Origin of the sequence: Methylobacterium sp. W2, assembly GCF_020662345.1 — a bacterium.
Classification (GTDB): domain Bacteria; phylum Pseudomonadota; class Alphaproteobacteria; order Rhizobiales; family Beijerinckiaceae; genus Methylobacterium.
The window spans coordinates 19,710-38,563 of the sequence record NZ_VMOA01000008.1 but is presented as its reverse complement, the minus strand read 5'-3'; the positions used below and the strand labels follow the sequence as shown (position 1 = coordinate 38,563).

The 18,854-nt window shown below is 69.1% G+C and carries 12 protein-coding genes; 7 read left to right on the top strand and 5 right to left on the bottom strand.

What is annotated here, in order from left to right:
* Positions 1 to 22: 22 nt before the first annotated feature.
* Positions 23 to 1,216 (bottom strand): MFS transporter, encoded by a 1,194-nt coding sequence (locus FPV16_RS06210; protein ID WP_227437090.1) that lies wholly within the window; start codon positions 1,214 to 1,216, stop codon positions 23 to 25.
* Positions 1,217 to 1,386: 170 nt separating this feature from the next.
* Here FPV16_RS06210 and FPV16_RS06205 point away from each other — a divergent pair, with 170 nt between their 5' ends.
* Both FPV16_RS06205 and FPV16_RS06200 read left to right on the top strand, forming a co-directional pair.
* The gene (locus FPV16_RS06205) at positions 1,387 to 2,445 is read left to right on the top strand and encodes a hypothetical protein (protein ID WP_227437088.1); all 1,059 of its coding nucleotides are present in this window, start codon (positions 1,387 to 1,389) and stop codon (positions 2,443 to 2,445) included.
* 52 nt (positions 2,446 to 2,497) lie between these two features.
* The gene (locus FPV16_RS06200; RefSeq protein ID WP_227437086.1) at positions 2,498 to 2,938 is read left to right on the top strand and encodes a DUF1489 family protein; all 441 of its coding nucleotides are present in this window, start codon (positions 2,498 to 2,500) and stop codon (positions 2,936 to 2,938) included.
* Positions 2,939 to 2,996: 58 nt separating this feature from the next.
* Here FPV16_RS06200 and FPV16_RS06195 read toward each other — a convergent pair whose 3' ends face one another.
* A complete protein-coding gene (locus FPV16_RS06195; RefSeq protein WP_227437084.1) occupies positions 2,997 to 11,045 on the bottom strand; it encodes a hypothetical protein in 8,049 nt (2,682 codons plus the stop codon).
* Positions 11,046 to 11,337: 292 nt separating this feature from the next.
* Between FPV16_RS06195 and FPV16_RS06190 the strand changes: the two genes are divergently transcribed.
* Together FPV16_RS06190 and FPV16_RS06185 are read left to right on the top strand one after the other, a co-directional pair.
* A complete protein-coding gene (locus tag FPV16_RS06190; RefSeq protein WP_227437082.1) occupies positions 11,338 to 11,664 on the top strand; it encodes an Hpt domain-containing protein in 327 nt (108 codons plus the stop codon).
* A 157-nt stretch (positions 11,665 to 11,821) separates the two neighbouring features.
* Positions 11,822 to 12,142 (top strand): 2Fe-2S iron-sulfur cluster-binding protein, encoded by a 321-nt coding sequence (locus FPV16_RS06185; RefSeq protein ID WP_027170666.1) that lies wholly within the window; start codon positions 11,822 to 11,824, stop codon positions 12,140 to 12,142.
* Here FPV16_RS06185 and FPV16_RS06180 read toward each other — a convergent pair.
* Positions 12,120 to 12,572: a bleomycin resistance protein gene (locus FPV16_RS06180; RefSeq protein WP_227437080.1), complete on the bottom strand. Its 453-nt coding sequence runs from the start codon at positions 12,570 to 12,572 to the stop codon at positions 12,120 to 12,122. The two genes, FPV16_RS06185 and FPV16_RS06180, sit on opposite strands and share 23 nt — an antisense overlap.
* Complete coding sequence (locus FPV16_RS06175) at positions 12,569 to 13,744, bottom strand: vWA domain-containing protein (RefSeq protein WP_227437247.1); 1,176 nt, start codon at positions 13,742 to 13,744, stop codon at positions 12,569 to 12,571. The genes FPV16_RS06180 and FPV16_RS06175 overlap by 4 nt, the downstream gene beginning before the upstream one ends.
* A 311-nt stretch (positions 13,745 to 14,055) precedes the next feature.
* Between FPV16_RS06175 and FPV16_RS06170 the strand changes: the two genes are divergently transcribed.
* Positions 14,056 to 14,508: a hypothetical protein gene (locus FPV16_RS06170; RefSeq protein WP_227437078.1), complete on the top strand. Its 453-nt coding sequence runs from the start codon at positions 14,056 to 14,058 to the stop codon at positions 14,506 to 14,508.
* Between the two features lie 233 nt (positions 14,509 to 14,741).
* Here FPV16_RS06170 and FPV16_RS06165 read toward each other — a convergent pair whose 3' ends face one another.
* Complete coding sequence (locus tag FPV16_RS06165; protein WP_227437076.1) at positions 14,742 to 16,595, bottom strand: cation:proton antiporter; 1,854 nt, start codon at positions 16,593 to 16,595, stop codon at positions 14,742 to 14,744.
* 364 nt (positions 16,596 to 16,959) lie between these two features.
* Here FPV16_RS06165 and FPV16_RS06160 point away from each other — a divergent pair, with 364 nt between their 5' ends.
* Both FPV16_RS06160 and FPV16_RS06155 read left to right on the top strand, forming a co-directional pair.
* Positions 16,960 to 18,180 (top strand): ATPase, encoded by a 1,221-nt coding sequence (locus FPV16_RS06160; protein ID WP_227437073.1) that lies wholly within the window; start codon positions 16,960 to 16,962, stop codon positions 18,178 to 18,180.
* Positions 18,177 to 18,821 (top strand): hypothetical protein, encoded by a 645-nt coding sequence (locus tag FPV16_RS06155; protein WP_227437071.1) that lies wholly within the window; start codon positions 18,177 to 18,179, stop codon positions 18,819 to 18,821. The genes FPV16_RS06160 and FPV16_RS06155 overlap by 4 nt, the downstream gene beginning before the upstream one ends.
* Positions 18,822 to 18,854: the final 33 nt, after the last annotated feature.

Here is an 18,854-nt window from a genome sequence, read left to right as displayed (position 1 = left end):
CGAACCGCGGCCGAGTGCTGACCTACAAACGCGGTCGTGTGAAGGGTGCACCGGCCGCCGCGCGTGCGGAAAGTGACACGAGGCACAGGCCGGACAGGGCCAGCGGCGCCATCAGCGCGAAGGCGAGGCTCCCTCCGCCGGCCTCGTAGGCAACACCGCAGAGGATCGTCGCGCTCGCCGAGGCGCAGGCATTGACCGCGCTCGACGTGCCCTGGGCCCGTCCCCGCGCGCCATCGGGCGCGAAGGCCGAGATCGCCGTCATCGCTCCGAGCTGCGTCGCGCCGAAGCTGAACGCGTGCAGGGTCTGCAGGAGCAGGGCCGGGATGAGGTCGCCTCCCACCTGGGAGAGGCCGACGACGCGGATCAGGGACGCGACGGCCCCGAGCCCGATGAGGCGGAACGGTGTGCGCCAGCCCGCCGGCCAGCGCCCGACGGTGGCGAAGAACACGATCTCGGCGGCGACGCCCGTCGCCCAGAGGACGCCGATCCATGTGGCCGAGATGCCGCTGGCCTGCCAGTGGATGCTGCCGAAGGCGTAGGTCGCCGCATGGCTCGCCTGGATCGTCGCCTGCGCACCGATGCAGAGCCAGAGCACCCGGGGCAGCTTCGGGCGTTCGCCGGGCGCGATGCGTGGTTGCGGCGCGTGCGCTTCCACCGGGCTCGCGAAGATGGTGGCGGCGGCGACGAGGGCGAGGCCCGTGAGCAGCACCGGCACGGCGAGGCGCTCGCCCATGGCGCCAAGAGCCGCGCCTCCGAGCAGGCTGGCGATGAGAAAACCGATCGACCCGGCCATGCGGATGCGGGCGTAATCGAGCCGCTTGCTGTGCCGGACGGCCGCGAGGGTGAGGTAGTCGATGGTCGGCACCAGCGGCGCACCGGCCGCAGCGTTCACGGCGACGAGGACGGCGAGGATCGGCCAGGCGATGGCGGCGCCGGCCGGCATCAGCGCGTAGGTCGCCGCCACCACGAGGCTGCCGACGAGGAGGAGGCGGCGCGCGGCCACGCCCCTGTCGATAAGACCGACCAGGGGCGCCGTGGCGATGATCTTCATGGCGATGGGCAGCGCCAGGAGGGCGCCGATGATCCGCGCATCGAGGCCGAGGGCCTTCAGCCAGACCGGCATGAACGGCATGGCGATGCCGATCTCGACGAAGACGACGGCATAGAGCAGCGACAGACGCGTCGCGTTCGGCTCCGTCGGAGAGGTTTGGGACACCGGATGGACCGCGCGAGCGAGGGGCGGAGCGGCCGGGAGGCGAAGCGTTGCCGGCCGCTGACGACGATTCGACCCGTAAAGGGGGCGTTAAACGCATCGTGTCAATCTATGCGAGCTGGTCCCCGCGACTTCGCGCAACGGCGCGAGGCACCATCAAGGACACGAGTTCCATGTCTGTCATGCGTTCGCTCACATCGGTCGACGAGTCGGAATACGACCGGATCGAAGCGGCGATGAGCGAGAGCGAACGCGGCCGCTGGTTCCTCGCCGAATACACGAGGCGCAACCGCAGCGCCGACACCGACATGCTTCTGAGCGCTATCGCGCGCCTGGAAAGCGCGGTGACGGCAGACCGCCCCTCCGACCGGGAGAGCGAACGGGTCGGGCGCATGCGCGGCGACCTGATGGACATGGCCCATGCCATCGCCCGCACCAAGGCCGAGATCGCGGCGATCAGCACCGTGGATCAGGACCACAGCCGGTTGGGCATCGCCTCCGTCGCCCTCGACGCCATCGTCCGGGCCACCGAGCGCGCCACCTCCGATATCCTCGGCGCGGCCGAGGAGGTCCAGGAGACCGCCTGGACCATGCGCGAATCCGGCGCCGATGCCGAGATCTGCGACGTGCTCGACCGCCGGGCCACGGAAATATACACGGCCTGCTCGTTCCAAGATCTGACGGCGCAGCGGACCGCGCGCATCATCCACACCCTGCGTTATCTGGAAGAGCGCCTCGCGGCGATGATCGCGATCTGGGGCGGCGAGGTCGAGGCGATCCCGCCGGCACCGGGCTCCACCGCGTCGAACGTCGCCCAGGATCTCGACCAGAGCGACGTGGACCGCTTCATCGGCATGGATTCGGTGCGGTCGGAGGCCCAGGTGGCGTCCGAAGTGGAGGCCCAGCCGGCGATGCCGCCCATCGCCCCTGTGGAAACCGTGGAGGACGAGCCGCAATCTGCGGAGCCCCCCTCGCTCGAGGCGATGGCCCAGCCTGTCGACGAGGACGCGTTCATCGAGGCGGATCCTCAAGATTCTGATCCCGAAAATTCCGTTCTCGAGATTTCCGCCCCCGAGGAAGCCGACACGACCGATCTCGACGAGACCGATCTCAACGAGGTCGAATCCGACGAGGCGAAGCCGGCGCCTGTGGCGGAGAAGACCGACATCGCCGCGGCCTTCGCCGATATCGACGGTCTGAGCGAGAAAGAGAAACTCGCGCTGTTTTCCTGAGTGACGCGAAAGCCCCGCGCGCATTCTCGGCGGCGCTGATATGAGGGCCGTCATGGCCCTTCATCTCCTGAAGCTCTGCGTCGGACCCGCGACGATCGAGGACCTCGAACAGCGCATCGCCCGAAACCGGGACGAAGCGGTGCAGGCCGGGCGCGATCCGTCCACGACCCATGTCACCCGAATGGTGCCGAAGCGCGCCTCGGCCATTGCCGGGCAGGGCTCGATCTACTGGGTCATCAAGGGAACGCTGTGCTGCCGCCAGGCGATCACGGCGATCGCGCCGTTCACGGATACCGACGGGATCGGCCGCTGCCGCCTCGTCCTCGATCCCGTCGTAGTCCCGGTCAATCCGCGCCCCTGCCGGCCCTTCCAGGGCTGGCGCTACCTCACGGCGCGGTCGGCACCGGCCGATCTCGCCATGGGCCGTTCCGACGACCTCGCCGACATGCCGGAATCGCTGCGCCGCGAGCTGTCCGTCCTCGGCCTGATCTGATCCGACTCGGCTACGGCCCGGCGACGGAGCGGCGATGCCGCCCCGTCGAGGATGGATGTCAGGCCCCTTCGAAGCGGCCGCTTGCATGGGCGAGCATCGTGTAGACCTTGCCCGTCTCGGAGGTGAGATAGGCATCGGCGCGGCGCGAGTCGCGGTCATTCTTCGAGACCTCGCCGAGCAGCCGCTCGAATTCGCCGACATAGCGGTCCACCGTCCGGCGGAACTCGGCATCGGCAGCGTAGCGCCGGCGGATCTCCTCGAAGGTCTGGCGACCCTGGGCCGTGTAGAGGCGGCGGTCGAACAGGTTCGGCTCACCGCGACGGTAGCGCTCCCACAATTCCACCGCCGTCTGATGCTCGATCATCTTGGCGATGTCGGTGGAGATCGTCTCCAGGGCGGTGCGGCTCCGCTCGACGGCGGCTTGGTTCGGCTCGGCACCGGCCGCTCCCTTGGCCGACTCCCCTTTCGCGGCTCCGGATTTCGCGGGTTTGGGCTGACCGGCGGTCGCAGGGGAGGCGTTCGCCGGATCGGAGCCGTCCGTGTCGTCGTCGAGGGAGGCGCGGGTCAGCAGATCCGAGAGCCAGCCGCGATTGTCGCGTCCGTCGCGTCCAGCTGGGACAGCGCCGCGCGCGGTCTCACCGGGACGCAGGGCGGGCTGGTTGCCGGCCCGGCCCGCTGCGGCCGGAGCGGAGACGATGGTCATCTGCTGGGTCGGGCGCGGATCGGCCCCCTTGTCCTCGCGGGCCTTCGGCTCGGCGGGCTTGGTCGCCGCCGGCGTCGCGACCGGATTGGCCGCATTCTGCTTCGACTTGGCCGGAGCCGGCTCCGAGACCGGCACGTCCTGCTGCTTTGCGGGCTGGACCTCCGCCTTGCGCGGGGCGGGGGCGGCCGCCTCGGTCACGTCGACGCTGCGGCGCGAGCGTGAGACGAGGGAGGACAGTTCGTTCAGAGCCTTGATCTGGTCGGACACGACCCGACGCATCTCGCTGGTGGCATCCTGGGTCTCGCGGGGAATTTCCAGAACGCCGCGCTGCAGGTCCGCCCGCGTCGCTTCGAGTTCGCGGCGGATCTCGGCCGCCATCTCGCGCATCCCCGCCACCGAGTCGCCGAAGCGGCCGGCGGCGCCCTCGAACACCGTCATCATCTGCTCGGACGCGCTGGAGATCGCCGCACGGACGGCGGTGGCGGTCCGCTCGCCTTCGCTGCCGGCATCCTTGCGCAGGCCCTCGAAGGCTCCGGTCACGCTGGCCCCCGCACTCTGCGCCGCCTCGGACAGGCTGCCGGCGATGCCGCGCGCCCGCTCCTCGGCGGAGCGAAGGGTCTCGGCCATGAGCGTGTCGAAGCGCGTGGTCTGCTCCTCCAGGGCGCCGGACCGCGCCTCGATGCGCGTCAGCACGTCCTCCACCGCCTTGTCGCGGCTGGAGAGGAGATCGATCAGGCGCGTCTCGACGGTCTCGAGCGAGCCCGCCGCGCTGGTGAGCGTGCCGGAATGGGCACGGGAGATCTCGGTGAGCGAGGTGCCGCGGGCATCGAGCGAGGCGGCGAGGTGGGCCGCGTCGCGCAGGGCGCCCTCGGCGACCGCCTTCAACTGATCGACCTGTTCCGCCACGCTCCGGCTGGCCCGCTCGGTCTCTGTGCCGATGGCGGAGAGCGTCGCCTGCACCTGCTCGACCCGGCCCGAGAGGCCCTGCTCGATGGCGCCGAGATTCTCGCCGGCATCGGTGATGAGCTCGCGCAGGGCCGAGTTCGCGCCCTCGACGCGGTTCAGAACGCCGCCGAGCTCGCTGCGAAGTCGGTCGTTCGCCTCGTCGAGGCTCGCCAGGGCGCGGGAGGCGCCGCCGTCGATGGCGGCGAGCAGCGCGTTCCTGGACGCGTCGGACTGTTCGGCGAGGTCGCGGACCCGCTCGCGCAGGGTCTCGGCGAGGGGCGTACCGCTCTCGTCGAGGATGCGGGCGATCTCCTGGTTGCGCTCGCCCAGGGAGGCGACGAGGCGGGAGGCCGGGCCTTCGACGATCTCGCGAAGGCGCTCGGAATGGCTCGCCATCGCCTCGACCACATGGTTTCCGCGACCGTCGATCGTCTCCACGATCGAGCCTCCGCGCTCCTCGATGGCGCGGGTAATGGTCTCCGCGCTCTCGGCGAGGCGGCGCGCCAGCGATTGCCCGCGAGCCTCGATCAGCGAGGCCAGGGCCGTCGAGCGGCGGTCGAAGCCGGCGATCATGTCCTGGTTGCGGCCGTCGATGAGGGCGGCCACCGCCTCGTTGCGCTGGTCCAGAGCCGTGGCGAGGGCGTCGGCATGGGCCTGGGCGAGGGCGGCGTGACGGTCCACGCGCTCGTCGAAGGCGGCGAGCATCGTGGCGCTGTGCTCGTCCACCAGGGCGGCATAGGCGTCCTGGCGGTCGTCGAAGGCGTTGGCGAGGGCATCGCCGCGCGACGCCACGAGGGCGGCGAAGACCTTCATCCGGCTGTCGATCCGGTTCGTGAAGGCTTCGCTTCGGGCATCCACCGCCTGGGTCAGGGCGGCGCCCTGGTTGTCGATGGTCTGGGCGAACGCCGTGGCACGGCTGTCCACCAGCCGCTCAAGGGCCTGCAGGCACTCGTCGAACAGGGCCGCGATGGCCTGCGTGCGGGTATCCACCGACTGGGTCAGCGACAGGCCCTGGTCGTCGACGGTGCGGGTAAACTCCGTCGTCCGGTTGTCGACGAGGTCGGCGAGGGCACGCAGGCGCTCGTCGAACACGCTGCCGATCGCCTCGACGGCCTGGCTCAGCGACGTGCCGCGGCCGTCGATGGCATGCGTGACCTGGGCCGTCCGGTTGTCGACGAGGTCGGCGAGGGCGCGCAGGCGCTCGTCGAACACGCTGCCGATCGACTGGGCACTGGCCTCGACGGCCTGGCCCAGCGACGCGCCACGGTTGTCGATGGTCTGGGTGAGGTCGGCCGATCGATTGTCCACGAGAAGATCGAGGGCGCGCAGGCGTTCGTCGAAGACGGTCCCGATGGACTGGGCGCCGGCCTCGACGGCCTGGGTCAGCGACGTGCCGTGGCCGTCGATGGTGCGAGCGAACTCGGCCGCGCGGTTGTCCACGAGGTGGTCGAGGGCGCGCAGGCGCTCATCGAACAGCGCACCCATGGATTCCGTGCGCTCGTCGACGGACCGGTACAGGGCGCTGCCCTGCATCTCCATGGTCCGGGCAAAGTCCGCCGTCCGGGTCTCGACGAGGGCGTTGAGCTCATGCAGGCGCTCGTCGAAGAGTGCGCGGAGCGAACCGGTCCGGTCGTCGAGGGACCGGGTCAGGCTGCCGCCACGGTCGTCCACGGTATGGGCGAACTCGGCCGTCCGGGTCTCGACCAGGGCGGCGAGCTCATGGAAGCGCTCGTCGAAGAGCGCGCGGAGCGAACCGGTGCGGTCGTCGAGGTTCCGGGTGAGGTTGCCGCCGCGCTCGTCCACCGTGTGAATGAGGTCCGCCGTGCGGCTCTCCACCAGCTGATCGAGGGCGCGCAGGCGCTCGTCGAACAGCGTGCTCATCATGGCCGTGCCCGCATCGACCGAGTGGGTCAGGACGGAGCCCTTGGTGTCGAGGGTCCGGACGAAGTCGGCCGAACGGTCCGCCACAAGGGTATCGAGGGCCTGCATGCGGTCGTCGAACAGCGCGCCCATCGCCTGGGTGCGGTCGTCGACGGTTTGGGTCAGGGCGGTGCCCTTGGTGTCGAGGGTGTGGACGAGTTCGGCCGCGCGGTTCTCGATGAGATGGTCGATCGCCCGCAGGCGCTCGTCGAACAGGGCGCTCAAGGCATGGGTGCGGGCATCGACCCGGTCGGTGAGGGCTTCGGCGCGGCTGTCCACCAGGCCGTCGAGGGCGGTGAGGACGTCGTCGAACAAGGTCCGCAGCCCGTGAGTGCGGGCTTCCACCGATTCCGCGATCCTGGCGCCGCGACCGTCCACGAGTTCGTCCAGGGCTCCGATGCGCTGGTCGAACAGCGCGACGAGGTCGCGGGTGCGGGCTTCCACCGCACCGGCCGCGCCGCCGAGGCTGGCCTCGATCGTGTCGACGAAGGTCCGGCCGTGCTGGCCGAGCGAATCGTGCAGGGGGGCCAACCGGTCGTCGAGGCTGCTGGTGAGAACCTGCGAGTGATCGTCCAGCATGGTCCGGATCTCGTTGGTCCGGTTGTCGAGGAGCTGGTGGACGGTGCGCACGCCCTCGTCGAGGAGGCTGCCGATATTGGTGGTCCGCGTCTGCAGGGTGGAGCCGAGGCGGCCCTCGCCCTCGCTGAGCAGACGGTCGGCGTCGGTGACGACATCGCGCAGGCGGGCGATGATGGTGTCGCCGCGCTGTTCGAGAAGCTCAGCCAGGGAGGAACCGCCGCGATCGAACAGCTGCGCCAGCTCGGTGATGCGGGTGCCGAGGGCGCCGAACACGACGCGCCCCTTCTCGTCGAGCTCCTGGCCCATGGCGGCCGTGCGCTCGTCGATGAGCGCGGCCAGGGCCTCCGCACGGTGCGAGAACGAGGAGCGGATCGCCTCCGCCTGTCCGGCCAGGGCCTCGTTGGCATGGCCCGTCCGGCTCTCGATCATCTCGACGAGTTCGCGGGTCCGGTTGGCGAGATCCTCGTCCACGGCGCGGGTGCGGCTCTCGATGAGGCGGATCGCCTCGAAGGCCTGTGAGCCGAAGGTCTCGTCGATCAGGCGGCTGCGCTCTTCCAGTGCGGCCGCGATGGCATCAAGGCGTCCGATCACGCTGGTGTCGAAGCGGCCGACGCCCTCGTCGATCCGGCGGGACAGGTCGCCGGCCTGCTGCTCGAAGCGCGCGGCGATCTCGGTGGAGCGGCTGCCCAGCGTGTCGCCCAGGGCCAGGCTGCGGGCGGCGATGTCCTGCGCCATGCCGTCGGCGCGGGCATCGAGGGTCTGCACGAGGTCGCGGCTGCCTTCGACCATGATCCGCGCCATCTCGCCGGTGCGCAGGATCAGGGCCTCGTTGAGGGCGGTGGCGCGGGAGCCGAGCTGCCCGTCAATCTGGTTCACCAGATGGGTGAAGGTCTCGCCGATCTCGGCGGAGCGCTTCACCGAGCGCTCCTCGAGGGCGCCGAGCTGGCTCTCCACGGTCTCGCGGGCTTCGCGGGTGCGCTCGGCGATGGTGTCGGCCACGGCCTTGCCCTGCACCGTGATGACCCGGTCCATCTCCTGCAGCTGGCCGGTGACGGTCTCGCTGAGGGCGGAGGTGTCGCGGGCGATGCGGTCGGCGAGAATATCGCCGCGGGCGATGGTCTCCTGCAGGGCCGCGAGGCGGTCATTGAGGACGGTGTCGATGGCCTTCGCCCGGCTCTCGGTCGTGTCGGCAAAGCTCGCGCCGCTCCGGGAGAGGGCGTCGCTGACGCGGGTGCTCTGGGCGGTGACCGCCAGGACGATCTCGCGGCCGGTATTGGTGAGCTGGCCGTGGGCCTCCTCGGCATGGGTGGCGATGAGGTCGGTGAGGCCACGGCTATGCGTGCCGAAGGAGGCCTCGACATCCTTGATCCGGGCGGCGAGTTCGCCGCCGACATTCTCGGCCGCGCGGGCGATGGAGCCCGTCGCCTCGGTGGCGCGGTGGAGCAGGGTCTCGTCGATCTCGGTGAGGGTGCGGCGCAGGGCCTCCATCGCGTCCTGCGCGCGTCCTCCCACTTCGCCGCTGAGACCGCTGGCGGCCTGCTGCAGGAGCTGTGCGGCTTCCGCCGTGCGGGCGGCGAGTTCGGCCGACGTGGCGGACAGGCGCTGTTCGAAGATCTGCACCGCCTCCACGGTCCGTGCTTCGAGTTCGCCGGTCGCGCTCGCCGAGGAGCGCCGCAGGGCTTGGGCGGCTTCCGCCGTGCTGGCACCGAGGGCCACGGTGGTCTCTTCCGCGCTGCGGCGGAAGATGTCGGCGGCTTCGCTGGTGCGCGAACCGATCTCGTTGCCGAGGGTGTCGAGGACGGCACGCAGGCTCTCGATCGCGCTGCCCGACTGGGAATCGAAGGTGCTGCCGAGAACGCCGAAGGCGCCGGTCAGGGTGAGGGTCGCGTCCTCGACGCGCTGGGTGACGAGGCCGCCGACCTGCTCGCCGGCCTTGTTGAGGCGGCGGATGCTGGTGTTGACGACGGAGGCCGTATCCTCGGCGCTGTTGCGCAGAGCGGTCGCGGCCTCGGCCGACCGGGCGTCGATCTCGCCGTTGAGCCCCGCCACGGTGCCCCGGAGATTCTCCACCGTGCCCATGGCCCGGGTCTCGAAATGGGTACCGAGGGCGGCCAGGGCCGCATCCATCGCCCGCGCGGCTTCCTCGGCGCGCTGGGTGACGAGGTCTCCCATCCGCTCCCCGGCGGAAGCGAGGTTGCTCTCCAGCGAACCGCCCTGGACGGTGAGGGTCTCGTGCAGGCGGGTGGCCACCGTATCGATGCGTTCGGCCAGATGGCCGGCGCGCTCGTCGATGCCGCTGCCGGCGGTCTCGATGGAGCGGACGAGGTCGTCGCGCAGGGCGCCGGTCCGTGCGGCGAAGGTCTCGACGATCCCCTCGGAGGCCTGGGCGAGACCGGCCTGCGCCTCGCGGGTGCGGATCTCGATCGCCTCGGACACGCCGCTGCCGGCGGCCTCGATCTCGGCGCGCAGGGCGGCGCCGCGAGCGGCGATGTCATCGGTGAGCGTGGCGCCGGTGGCGGCGAAATGCTCGCGCAGCGCCGTGCCGGTCTCGGCGAACCGGGCGGTGATCTCGCCTCCGGTATGCGAGAAGTTCGTGGTGAGTTCGGTGCCCCGGGCGAGGAAGGTGTTCTCGAGCCCGCGCGCGGATTCCTCGAAGGTCTGGCGGACCTCGCTGCCCTGGCGGTTCAGGCTCTCGATCACCTCCATGCCGGTCTGGGCCAGCGTGCGGGCGACCTGGCCGGCATTGTCGGCCAGCGTCGCGGTGAGCATGCCACCGGTGCGCTCGAAGGCGAGGGTGACGTCCGCCGCCCGGCTCTCCAGCGACTGCGTCAGGGTGTTGCCGACTTCGGTGAGGCTGCTGCGGACGCCTTCGCTGGTGCTGGCGAGGCGCTGGACGAGATCGTCGCCACGGTCGGTCACGAGCCCGACCACGCGGTCCCCGGCCTCGCCGAGGGCGGCCGTGATGGCATCGCCGCGGTTGCCGAGCGCCGAGGTGATGGCCTCCCCGCGGGCGTCGAGGGCGCCGGTCACCCGGTCGCCGGCACCGGTGACGGCGGCGACGATGCGCTCGGCCGCGCCGTCGAGCTCCTGGGTCAGGTTCTGGTGCGATCCGGTGATCGCGCCGCGAACGCGCTCGGCATTGGCGACGATGGATTCGCGCTGGGCGACGAGTTCGTCGACGAGGGAGCGGATGCGGATCTCGTTGTCGGAATAGGCCCGCTCCAGGGTGGCGATCTCGCCGCGAACCAGGGTCTCGAGCTCGCCGGCACGGGCCAGGGCCCGCTCGACGCCGTCGCCCACGGCCGCGACCTCGCGCCGGACCGTCTGCGACATGGTGAGGACGGCGTCGGTGGAGAAGTTCTCCGGCTCGGCGAGGCGGATCGCCACTTCGCCGACGGCGCGGGCCACGAGACGCATCTCCTGGGCGCGGACGGCGAGCATCGCCATGATCGCGAACAGGACGATGGGACCGACGATGGCGGTGGCGCCGACGGCGGCCTGAAGCGCGGTCATCCCGGCGATGAAGCCCTTCAGCTCGCCCCCCGACTGGTTCCAGGCCAGGGCGAGGAGGGCGGCGAACCAGACAGCGGAGACGATGGCGGCGACGATGTAGGGCGTGCCGGACGGCCGCACGCGCAGGGTCTGCTGCAGGATGCCAATATTCTGGCGGTCGTCATTGGCCACCATCGAGCGGTCGGGCGGCAGCAGGCCTCCTTCGCGGCGCGGCCGGTTGCGGTCCGGCGGCGGAAGGTCGGAGGCCAGGGGCTGGTCGAGATCGAGGCGCGGGGGAGCGAGGCGGCCGCTGGGATCGCTCAAGGGATCGTTGTCGCCGACATCCGGAAGCCGCGGCTCGACGCGCGGTTCCGCCGCCTGCGTCGAGGGGAAGTCCAGGTTGAGGGCCTGCTCGATGGCGGAAAGAGCCGCCTCGGCCGGGTCCTTGAGCTTCTTTTCCGTGGCCATCCAACGCCTCGTTACGCAGGTCGTCGAAGCCGGCCGCATCCGGTGATCGACGACATTTTTACCAATTTACCAAGGAACTTTAGACCTCGGCACGAGACCCGGATACCCGAGTGGATCGAACCGTCCAAAAAACCTTAACGGAATGGTTACCAAGCGTGTGGCCGGTTTCATTCCGTCGGCGTTATGCATGATGCCGCAAGGCTTAAACGGAAGCGAACGATCTCGGACGCTCCTGTGGATAGACGGGTGGAGGGGCGCTCAAACGCCCGGTTCGGTTAAGGCAAGGCGACGGGTGACCAGTCTGATCGATCACGCCTACCTCGCCGAACAGACTTTCGGCGACATCGACCTCGCCCGCGAACTGCTCGTGCTCTTTGCCGGCCAATGCCGCCGGCTGCTGCCCGGGATCACCGATCCGAGCCTCGATGAACCGCATCGCGCCGACCTCGCCCACACGTTGAAGGGCTCCGCCCTCGGCGTCGGCGCCGCGCGGGTCGCCGAACTCAGCGCCGCCATCGAGGATGGCCTGCGGCGGGGGGGCGGCGTGCCGGCCCCGGCCTATGCCGCGCTGACCGATGCGGTGGAGGCGACCCTGGCGGAAATCGACGCACCTGCCTGATCTCGGCCGAATGGACGGAACGGGACGGCGTCTGCGACGTAAGCGCAGGAATGTGGGGCGATGAGGCCGGTGCCGCTTGCATTCACCGGGCCGCGCCTTCAAGGCAGTCGCGCCGCACAACCGGCCGCAGACGCGTTGTACGAGCCTGGAGTCTTCGATGCCCAAGATCACCTACGTCGACCATGCTGGAACGGCCAGGACCGTGGAAGCCGACGTAGGATCGACCGTCATGGAAGCGGCGATCCGCAACAACGTACCGGGGATCGACGCCGAATGCGGCGGCGCCTGCGCCTGCGCCACCTGCCACGTCTATGTGGATTCCGAATGGGTCGATGCGGTCGGACCGGCAGAACCGATGGAGCAGGACATGCTCGATTTCGCGTCCGACGTGCGTGCCACCTCGCGCCTGTGCTGCCAGATCCGGATCAAGCCCGAACTCGACGGCCTCAAGGTCGTCACGCCTGCCCGCCAGGGTTGAGCGGGCGTCGCCCCAGATCCTCAGCGAAGCGCAGCAGGTACCCGTCGGGATCCTGGACCAGGACCTGGCGGACGCCGACTTCCATCTCCCCGACCCGGTACCAGGCCTCGTGGGCGGGCCGGAACAGGGGCCAGGACGCGGCATCGAGGGACGTCAGGATCGGATCGACGGCCTCGACCGCGATCTGAAGGTTGATCCCGCGACCGAGCGGCGGTTCGAGGGCACCCGTCCGCCAGTTCCCGTTGATAGCGTTGAGCATGATCTGCGCTCTGCCCCGCTCGAGATAGGCGAAGCCGTTTTCCGGCCGGGCATAGGCGACCGAGAATCCGAGGGGCCCGCACCAGAAGGCGAGGGAGGCGGACAGGTCGTGAACGTCGAGTTCCGGCACGAGGGGGCTGAACCCGCCGGCGGGCAGCCTGTCGCCCGTCATCTCACCAGCGCCCGCATGGCTCCGTCGATCCCCTCGATGTTCAGCGGGAACATCCTGTCCGATACGATCCTGCGGATCATGCCGATCGATTGGGTATAGGCCCAGTGCTCGGCGGGAACCGGGTTGAGCCAGACCGATTTCGGAAACCGTTCGAGCACCCGCTCCAGCCAGACCTGGCCCGGCTCCTCGTTCCAATGCTCCACCGAGCCGCCCTGCATGGCGATCTCGTAGGGGCTCATGGAGGCGTCGCCGACGAAGACGACCCGGTAATCCGACGGATAGGTGCGCAGCACGTCGAGGAGCGGGATCGCCTCGTCGTGGCGCCGGCGGTTCTCCTTCCAGACACGCTCGTAAGGGCAGTTGTGGAAGTAGAAATGCTCCACATACTTGAACTCGGCGCGGGCCGCCGAGAACAGCTCTTCCGCGAGCGCCACGTGCCAGTCCATCGAGCCGCCGACATCGAGGAAGAGTAGGACCTTCACGGCGTTGCGACGCTCCGGGCGCAGCTTCACGTCGAGATAGCCCTTGCTGGCGGTCTCGCGGATGGTCCCGTCGAGATCGAGTTCGTCGGCCGCGCCGGTGCGGGCGAAGCGCCGCAGGCGCCGGAGGGCGACCCGCATGTTGCGCGTGCCGAGTTCGACGCCGTCGTCGAGATCCCTGAACTCGCGCTTGTCCCAGACCTTCACCGCGCGAAAGTTCCGGTTGCCGTCCTGGCCGATGCGGATGCCTTCGGGGTTGTAGCCGTAGGCGCCGAACGGGGAGGTGCCGCCGGTGCCGATCCACTTGTTGCCGCCCTGGTGGCGTTCCTTCTGCTCGGCGAGCCGCTGTTTCAGCGTTTCGAACAGCTTGTCCCATCCGAGCGCCTTCAGCTCCGCTTTCTCGGCATCGGTGAGATACTTCTCGGCGAGCTTGCGCAGCCATTCCTCGGGAATCGCCGTGGGCTCCGCCGCCTCGCCGAGGGTCTCGATCCCCTGGAACACGGTGCCGAACACCCGGTCGAACCGGTCGAGATGGCGCTCGTCCTTCACCAGGGCGGTGCGGGCGAGGAGATAGAACTCCTCGACGCGCTTGTCCGCCAGATCGCGGTCCAGGGCCTCCAGCAGCGTGAGGTGTTCCCGGAGCGTGACGGGGATCTTGGCGTCGCGCAGGGCCGTGAAGAAGTGCAGCAGCATGAGGCAGAGAACGCGCGAACCGGGCGTCCGGGTCAAGGGTGTCCGTGCACCGGTTATGCCCACCGGAAATGTCGGCGAGCGACGCCGAACTCGTGAGCCGGATAACGGGAATAATCCTGAACTCAGTGAGACATGCGGCCTGCTTTCCGTCTTCGGCGCCGACGAAGCTGGGTATAAGTCCGGTTTTCTGTTGATATCACGGCCAAGCGTGTTCTTGGCACCTTCAACATTGTCATTGAAATCAAACAGCTGGGAGACAGAGTGAACGTCAAGTCAGGGCCGGGGTATTTGGCAGAGTAAGGGTGGACGTTATGGCGCTCGTCTTGCGCTCCTTGAGTGATTTCAAGCGGTTTCTGGCGAAGCCGGGCGCGACGATTCAGATCGTGCGGAACACCTTCATCGAGCGCCAGCCCGCCTCGTTTCAGGAAGCCTATCGCCAGAAGGGCATGTACGAGCCGCGCACCGTCCAGGCGATCTCGAAGAAGGCGGCGGTCTTCGCCATTAAGGGCCATCCGACGACGGTCTGGCTCTATTGGGACAAGGGCACGCGGAACTGGCGCTATTCCGGCGACACCGTGGCCGTGCCCCTCAATACCGGCGTCGGACCTCCCGACGAGATCATCTATCGCTGTAGTTTCTCACCGGGATCGGAGCCCAAGGCCCGTGCGCCCGCCCGCGCCAAGACCGCAGATCCCGCGCCCGCATCGCCGGGGGACAAGCCGACCCCGACCATGCCCGAACGCGGCCAGGGCCGCCTGTTCTAACCCCGTCGGCTCAGCGTCAGCCGCCATGCCATCCCGTGATCGGCGGCCAAGCACCGTCCAGTCGACGTCATGTCGTTGAACACGACACTATCCTAAAACTATCCCGCGTTCCGACGCCCGCAATAGCATTCGTTGGTCGATGCGCCTGAATTCAGGTGCTCTTCCGAGTTATCCACTTCTCCGACAAGGCCGCCGCGCCACTCTGTACGGAAGAAGACGCAATACCGGACCGGTCAGGCGCTCTTCGCGGGCTGCTCGTCTTTCAGTGGTGCTTCGCGGGTCTCCGTCGCCTTCCCCGCCTCGACGTTCTTGCCCACGGTGCGGCGCGCACGGAAGGCCGGCCTCACCTCGGTCTCCTTGCGCTTGAGCATCGAGCGGTACTCGTCGCGCCGCTCGTGGATCGAGGCGATGACGAGGCCCATGGGGACGCCCACATCCACCAGCACGGCCTCCGAGAGCTGCAGGGAGGCCTCGATCGTTTCCGGCACGGCGTCGTCGACGCCCATCTCATAGAGCGCCGTGGCGTGGCGGGCGTCGCGGGCGCGGGCGACGATGGTGATGTCGCGGCGCTCCGCGCGCGCCGCTTCCACCACGGCCTCCACGGCGCGGGGATTGTCGAGAGTGACGACGAGGGCGCGGGCATTGGCGATGTCGCAGCGCCGCAGCAGCTCCGGATTGGAGGAATCGCCGAAATAGACCGGGTTGCCGAGGCGGCGATGCTCCGAGACGCGGGCCGCGTCGGCATCGAGGGCGAGATACGGGATCTTGTGGCGGGCCAGCATCTCGCCGACTTGGCGTCCGACCCGGCCGTAGCCGGCGATGATGACGCGGTTCTGCTGCTTGTCCGGCACCGGCTCGGCGCGGGCGCGGCCGAGATTGGTGCGCGACATCCGCTTGCCGAGGCGCCGGGCCAGGCTCGCCAGCCCCGGAATCGCGATCATCGTCACCGTGGTGACGATCAGCGCCGCCTGGCCGAGACCATCCGGCACGAGGCCGCCCGCAATGGCGCCGCCGATGAGGACGAAGGCGAATTCGCCGCCGGGGCCGAGGAGGAGCGCCGCCTCCAGCGCGACGCCGCGCGGGATGCGGAGGAACCGCGCCGCGACGAGGATCACCGCGCCCTTGATCAGGATCAGCCCGATGGACAGGCCGAGGATGGTCTTCGGCGCCGCCATCAGCTGGGCCGGATCGAGGTTCATGCCCACCGACACGAAGAAGACCCCGAGCAGAAGGCCCTTGAACGGGTCGATCGTCGCCTCGATCGCCCGGCGATACTCGGTCTCCGCCAGGAGCAGGCCCGCGACGAAGGCGCCGAGGGTCATCGAGAGGCCGCTCGCCGCCGCCGTCAGGGCGGTTGCCACGATGACGAGGAGGCAGGCGGCCATGAACAGCTCCGGCGAGCGGGTCCGGGCGACGAGCTGGAACAGGGGGCGCAGGGCGAGGCGGCCGGCGACCACGATGAGGACGAGGGCGATGGCCGCTTGTCCGAGCGCCAGGGCGAGGGCGCTTCCCACATCCGCCCCGTCGCTGCGGCCGAGGACGGCGATGGCGAACAGCATCGGCGCAACGGCGAGATCCTGGAACAGCAGCACGGCGAAGCTGGCGCGGCCCGAGGGCGTGTTCAGGCGCTTCTGCTCGGCCAGGACCGGCAGGACCACGGCGGTGGAGGACAGGGCAAGCGCGAGGCCGACGATGACGGAGGCGGCCAGCGGCACTTCGAGGGCGAACAGGATGATGCCGATGACGAGGGAGGAGGCGAGCACCTGGGCTGAGCCGAGCCCGAAGACGAGGCGGCGCAGGGTGCGGAGCCTCTCCCAGGACAGCTCGACGCCGATCATGAACATCAGGAAGATCACGCCGAACTCGGCCAGATGCGCGATCTCGGACCGGTTGCCGATGGTGAAGATCGAAAGCCAGGGGATCGTATCGGCGAGGCGTCCGAGGCCGAAGGGGCCGAGAAGCGCGCCCGCGCCGATGAAGCCCAGCACCGGACTGATCCGCAGCCGATGGAACAGCGGCACCACCACGCCCGCGGTGACGAGAAAGATGATCGCTTCCTTGTAGGATCCGGCGTGAAAGTCCGTCATCGAGCTCAGCGGTCTCCCGAGAATGGTGCGCGCGAAGGCCCGCCGTCAGGACCCCGCCGACGTTCTGCACAGGGAACTCCGGCCACGGGACCGTGATGGGCTCGCCGCCGGCGGGAAGACCATGCAAGCCCCTATGGCGCCCGGGCAACCTGCAATCTTCCGGCCCATGCGGATTTCATCGCCACGGCGAGCGAGCCATGCACGTGGGCGGCGAAGTTTCAGGGCTCGGGTTTTGCAGCGCGGTGGAGGTTGGCGCAAAAACGGCACAATGACCGCATAAGGCCGAATTTAACGATCCGTTAAGACCCGGCTTTCGTCCTGCCTCTCTTCGTTCGTCGCGTTTTTTTGAAGACACGAGTGCCTCATGCGAAAGTCGGCCCCCAACCGGGATGTTCAGCGCGAGCGCCGCGACTGGATCCGCGAATCCGAACGCTGGACCCACGAGCGTCACTTGGAGAAGGGCTACCGGATCAAGTGGGGCTATGTCGCAATCGCCTATCTCGTCGAGTTCATGGTCATCGGCGCCTCGCTCTGGGGCGCCTGGCTGTTCGCCGGGGTCTACAGCGACGGGGATGACAAGGCCTTCTACTTCATGCTGCTGGCGCCGCTGGTCTACGCGGCGGTGGAGCTCTGCCGCGTGCCCCTGGGCATCCTGGCGCGAACCCAGCGTTCCTACTTCATCCGGGCGCTCGCCATCGTCGGGATCATCTTCGCCGCCGGCGTCACGACGAAGTCGGTGTCGCAGCTCGGCGAGATGATGTTCCACCCGCGCCTGATGGATGCGGCCAAGGCCAAGACCGCCCTCAAGGACGCGCAGGCCGACCGCTCGACCATCGACGGCCGGATCGCCTCCGCCGATGCCCGCGTGGCCCAGTACACGACGGAGCTCGACCAGATCGAGAAGCGTGCCGCCGAGAATGCGAGCCAGCTCTCGGCCCTGCCGGCCCAGCGCTGCGAGCGCGTCTCCGGCACCAACAGCAAGGGCCAGCGCTATTCCAACCTGAAATGCGTCACCGATCCGCGCACGGCGACCCTGAATGCCAGCGTCGGCAAGGCCGGCGCCGACAGGGCGGTGGTGACGAAGTCCCTGGAGGAGGCGCGCAAGGCCCGGGCCGAGCTCGATCGCGGCGCGGCCGAGCGCAAGGTCGCCGATGCCGAGCAGGCCTACCGGAACTCGGTGAACCGCTCGCAGCTCCACTCCTTCACCGCCATGGTCTACGGCGTCGACCCGATCGACGTGACCGACGCGCAGGTCCACGCCTTCCTGCGCATCTTCGTGTTCGTGCCGGCCCTCTGCGCCGCCTTCGCCTCCACCATCCTGGCGCTCTGCGCCGTCTCGGTGCGCAAGACCTTCATGGACGAGGACGATCTCGGCGCGGCCGTGAACCTCGAGGCGACGCCCTACATGCTCGACTCGATCACCGAATCCCTGCGCCAGGAGATGGGGCTGGCACCACCCAAGCCCGTGCGTGACGTGACGCCCACCGGCGAGGTGATCCCGATGGATCGCCGCACCGCGCCCAGCACCAACAATACCAACACGACCAACTTGCCGCCGGTGGCCAGCGCGGGAGCCGGCGCATGAGCATCCACGCATCGGGAACGCCAGAGAACGTGGTTCTCGCCCAAAGCGTCAACGGCCGCCTTCGGGCCGAGGCGCGGATCATCGCCGCGCGCGCCTTCCTGTTCCGGGCGAGTGGGGCGGGAGTCTTCGCAGCGCTTGCCGGCATCGGCATCGGCGCGGCGTCCTACGGCTACGCCTACATGAACCAGTTTGACTCGGCCGCCGAGAAGATCGCCGCCGCCATGCAGACGGCGCTGGCGGACGTGACCTTGAAGACCAAGGGCGAGGTGACCCTCACCGACAACGTCCTGAAGCTGGAGGGCGGCCCCGTCCGCTCCTCCCCGTCGCCGACCCAGGCCCAGCTCGGCAAGGACGCGGCGCCCGCCTCGAAGGCCACGGTGAACACCACCTTCACCGTGTTCAAGCAGGTGCCCTACATGGACGGCCAGATCGTCACCGGCTGGAACTTCCGCGCCAACGAGGAGGTGCCGTTCCAGCAATATTGCTACTTCTCCCGCCGGACCAACGAGGCCAAGGGCCAGGTCGAGATGAAGATCGATCTCGCCATGGACGGCAAGGTTCTGCCGCAACCGCAGAAATCCGACGTGAACCTCGCGATCCTGGCCTCGAACTGCGTGTGGAGCGACGGGAAGTCGCTCTGAACTTAGGGCGCTTTACGGAGCGAGAACGGCCTG

Excerpts from the sequence above, each read along its gene's own strand:
- FPV16_RS06175 (WP_227437247.1), bottom strand. The coding sequence starts at position 13,744 with ATGCTGCTGCACTTCTTCACGGCCCTGCGCGACGCCAAGATCCCCGTC.
- FPV16_RS06205 (WP_227437088.1), top strand. The coding sequence starts at position 1,387 with ATGTCTGTCATGCGTTCGCTCACATCGGTCGACGAGTCGGAATACGAC.
- FPV16_RS06180 (WP_227437080.1), bottom strand. The coding sequence starts at position 12,572 with ATGACGGGCGACAGGCTGCCCGCCGGCGGGTTCAGCCCCCTCGTGCCG.
- FPV16_RS06155 (WP_227437071.1), top strand. The coding sequence starts at position 18,177 with ATGAGCATCCACGCATCGGGAACGCCAGAGAACGTGGTTCTCGCCCAA.
- FPV16_RS06185 (WP_027170666.1), top strand. The coding sequence starts at position 11,822 with ATGCCCAAGATCACCTACGTCGACCATGCTGGAACGGCCAGGACCGTG.
- FPV16_RS06160 (WP_227437073.1), top strand. The coding sequence starts at position 16,960 with ATGCGAAAGTCGGCCCCCAACCGGGATGTTCAGCGCGAGCGCCGCGAC.
- FPV16_RS06165 (WP_227437076.1), bottom strand. The coding sequence starts at position 16,595 with ATGACGGACTTTCACGCCGGATCCTACAAGGAAGCGATCATCTTTCTC.
- FPV16_RS06170 (WP_227437078.1), top strand. The coding sequence starts at position 14,056 with ATGGCGCTCGTCTTGCGCTCCTTGAGTGATTTCAAGCGGTTTCTGGCG.
- FPV16_RS06200 (WP_227437086.1), top strand. The coding sequence starts at position 2,498 with ATGGCCCTTCATCTCCTGAAGCTCTGCGTCGGACCCGCGACGATCGAG.
- FPV16_RS06195 (WP_227437084.1), bottom strand. The coding sequence starts at position 11,045 with ATGGCCACGGAAAAGAAGCTCAAGGACCCGGCCGAGGCGGCTCTTTCC.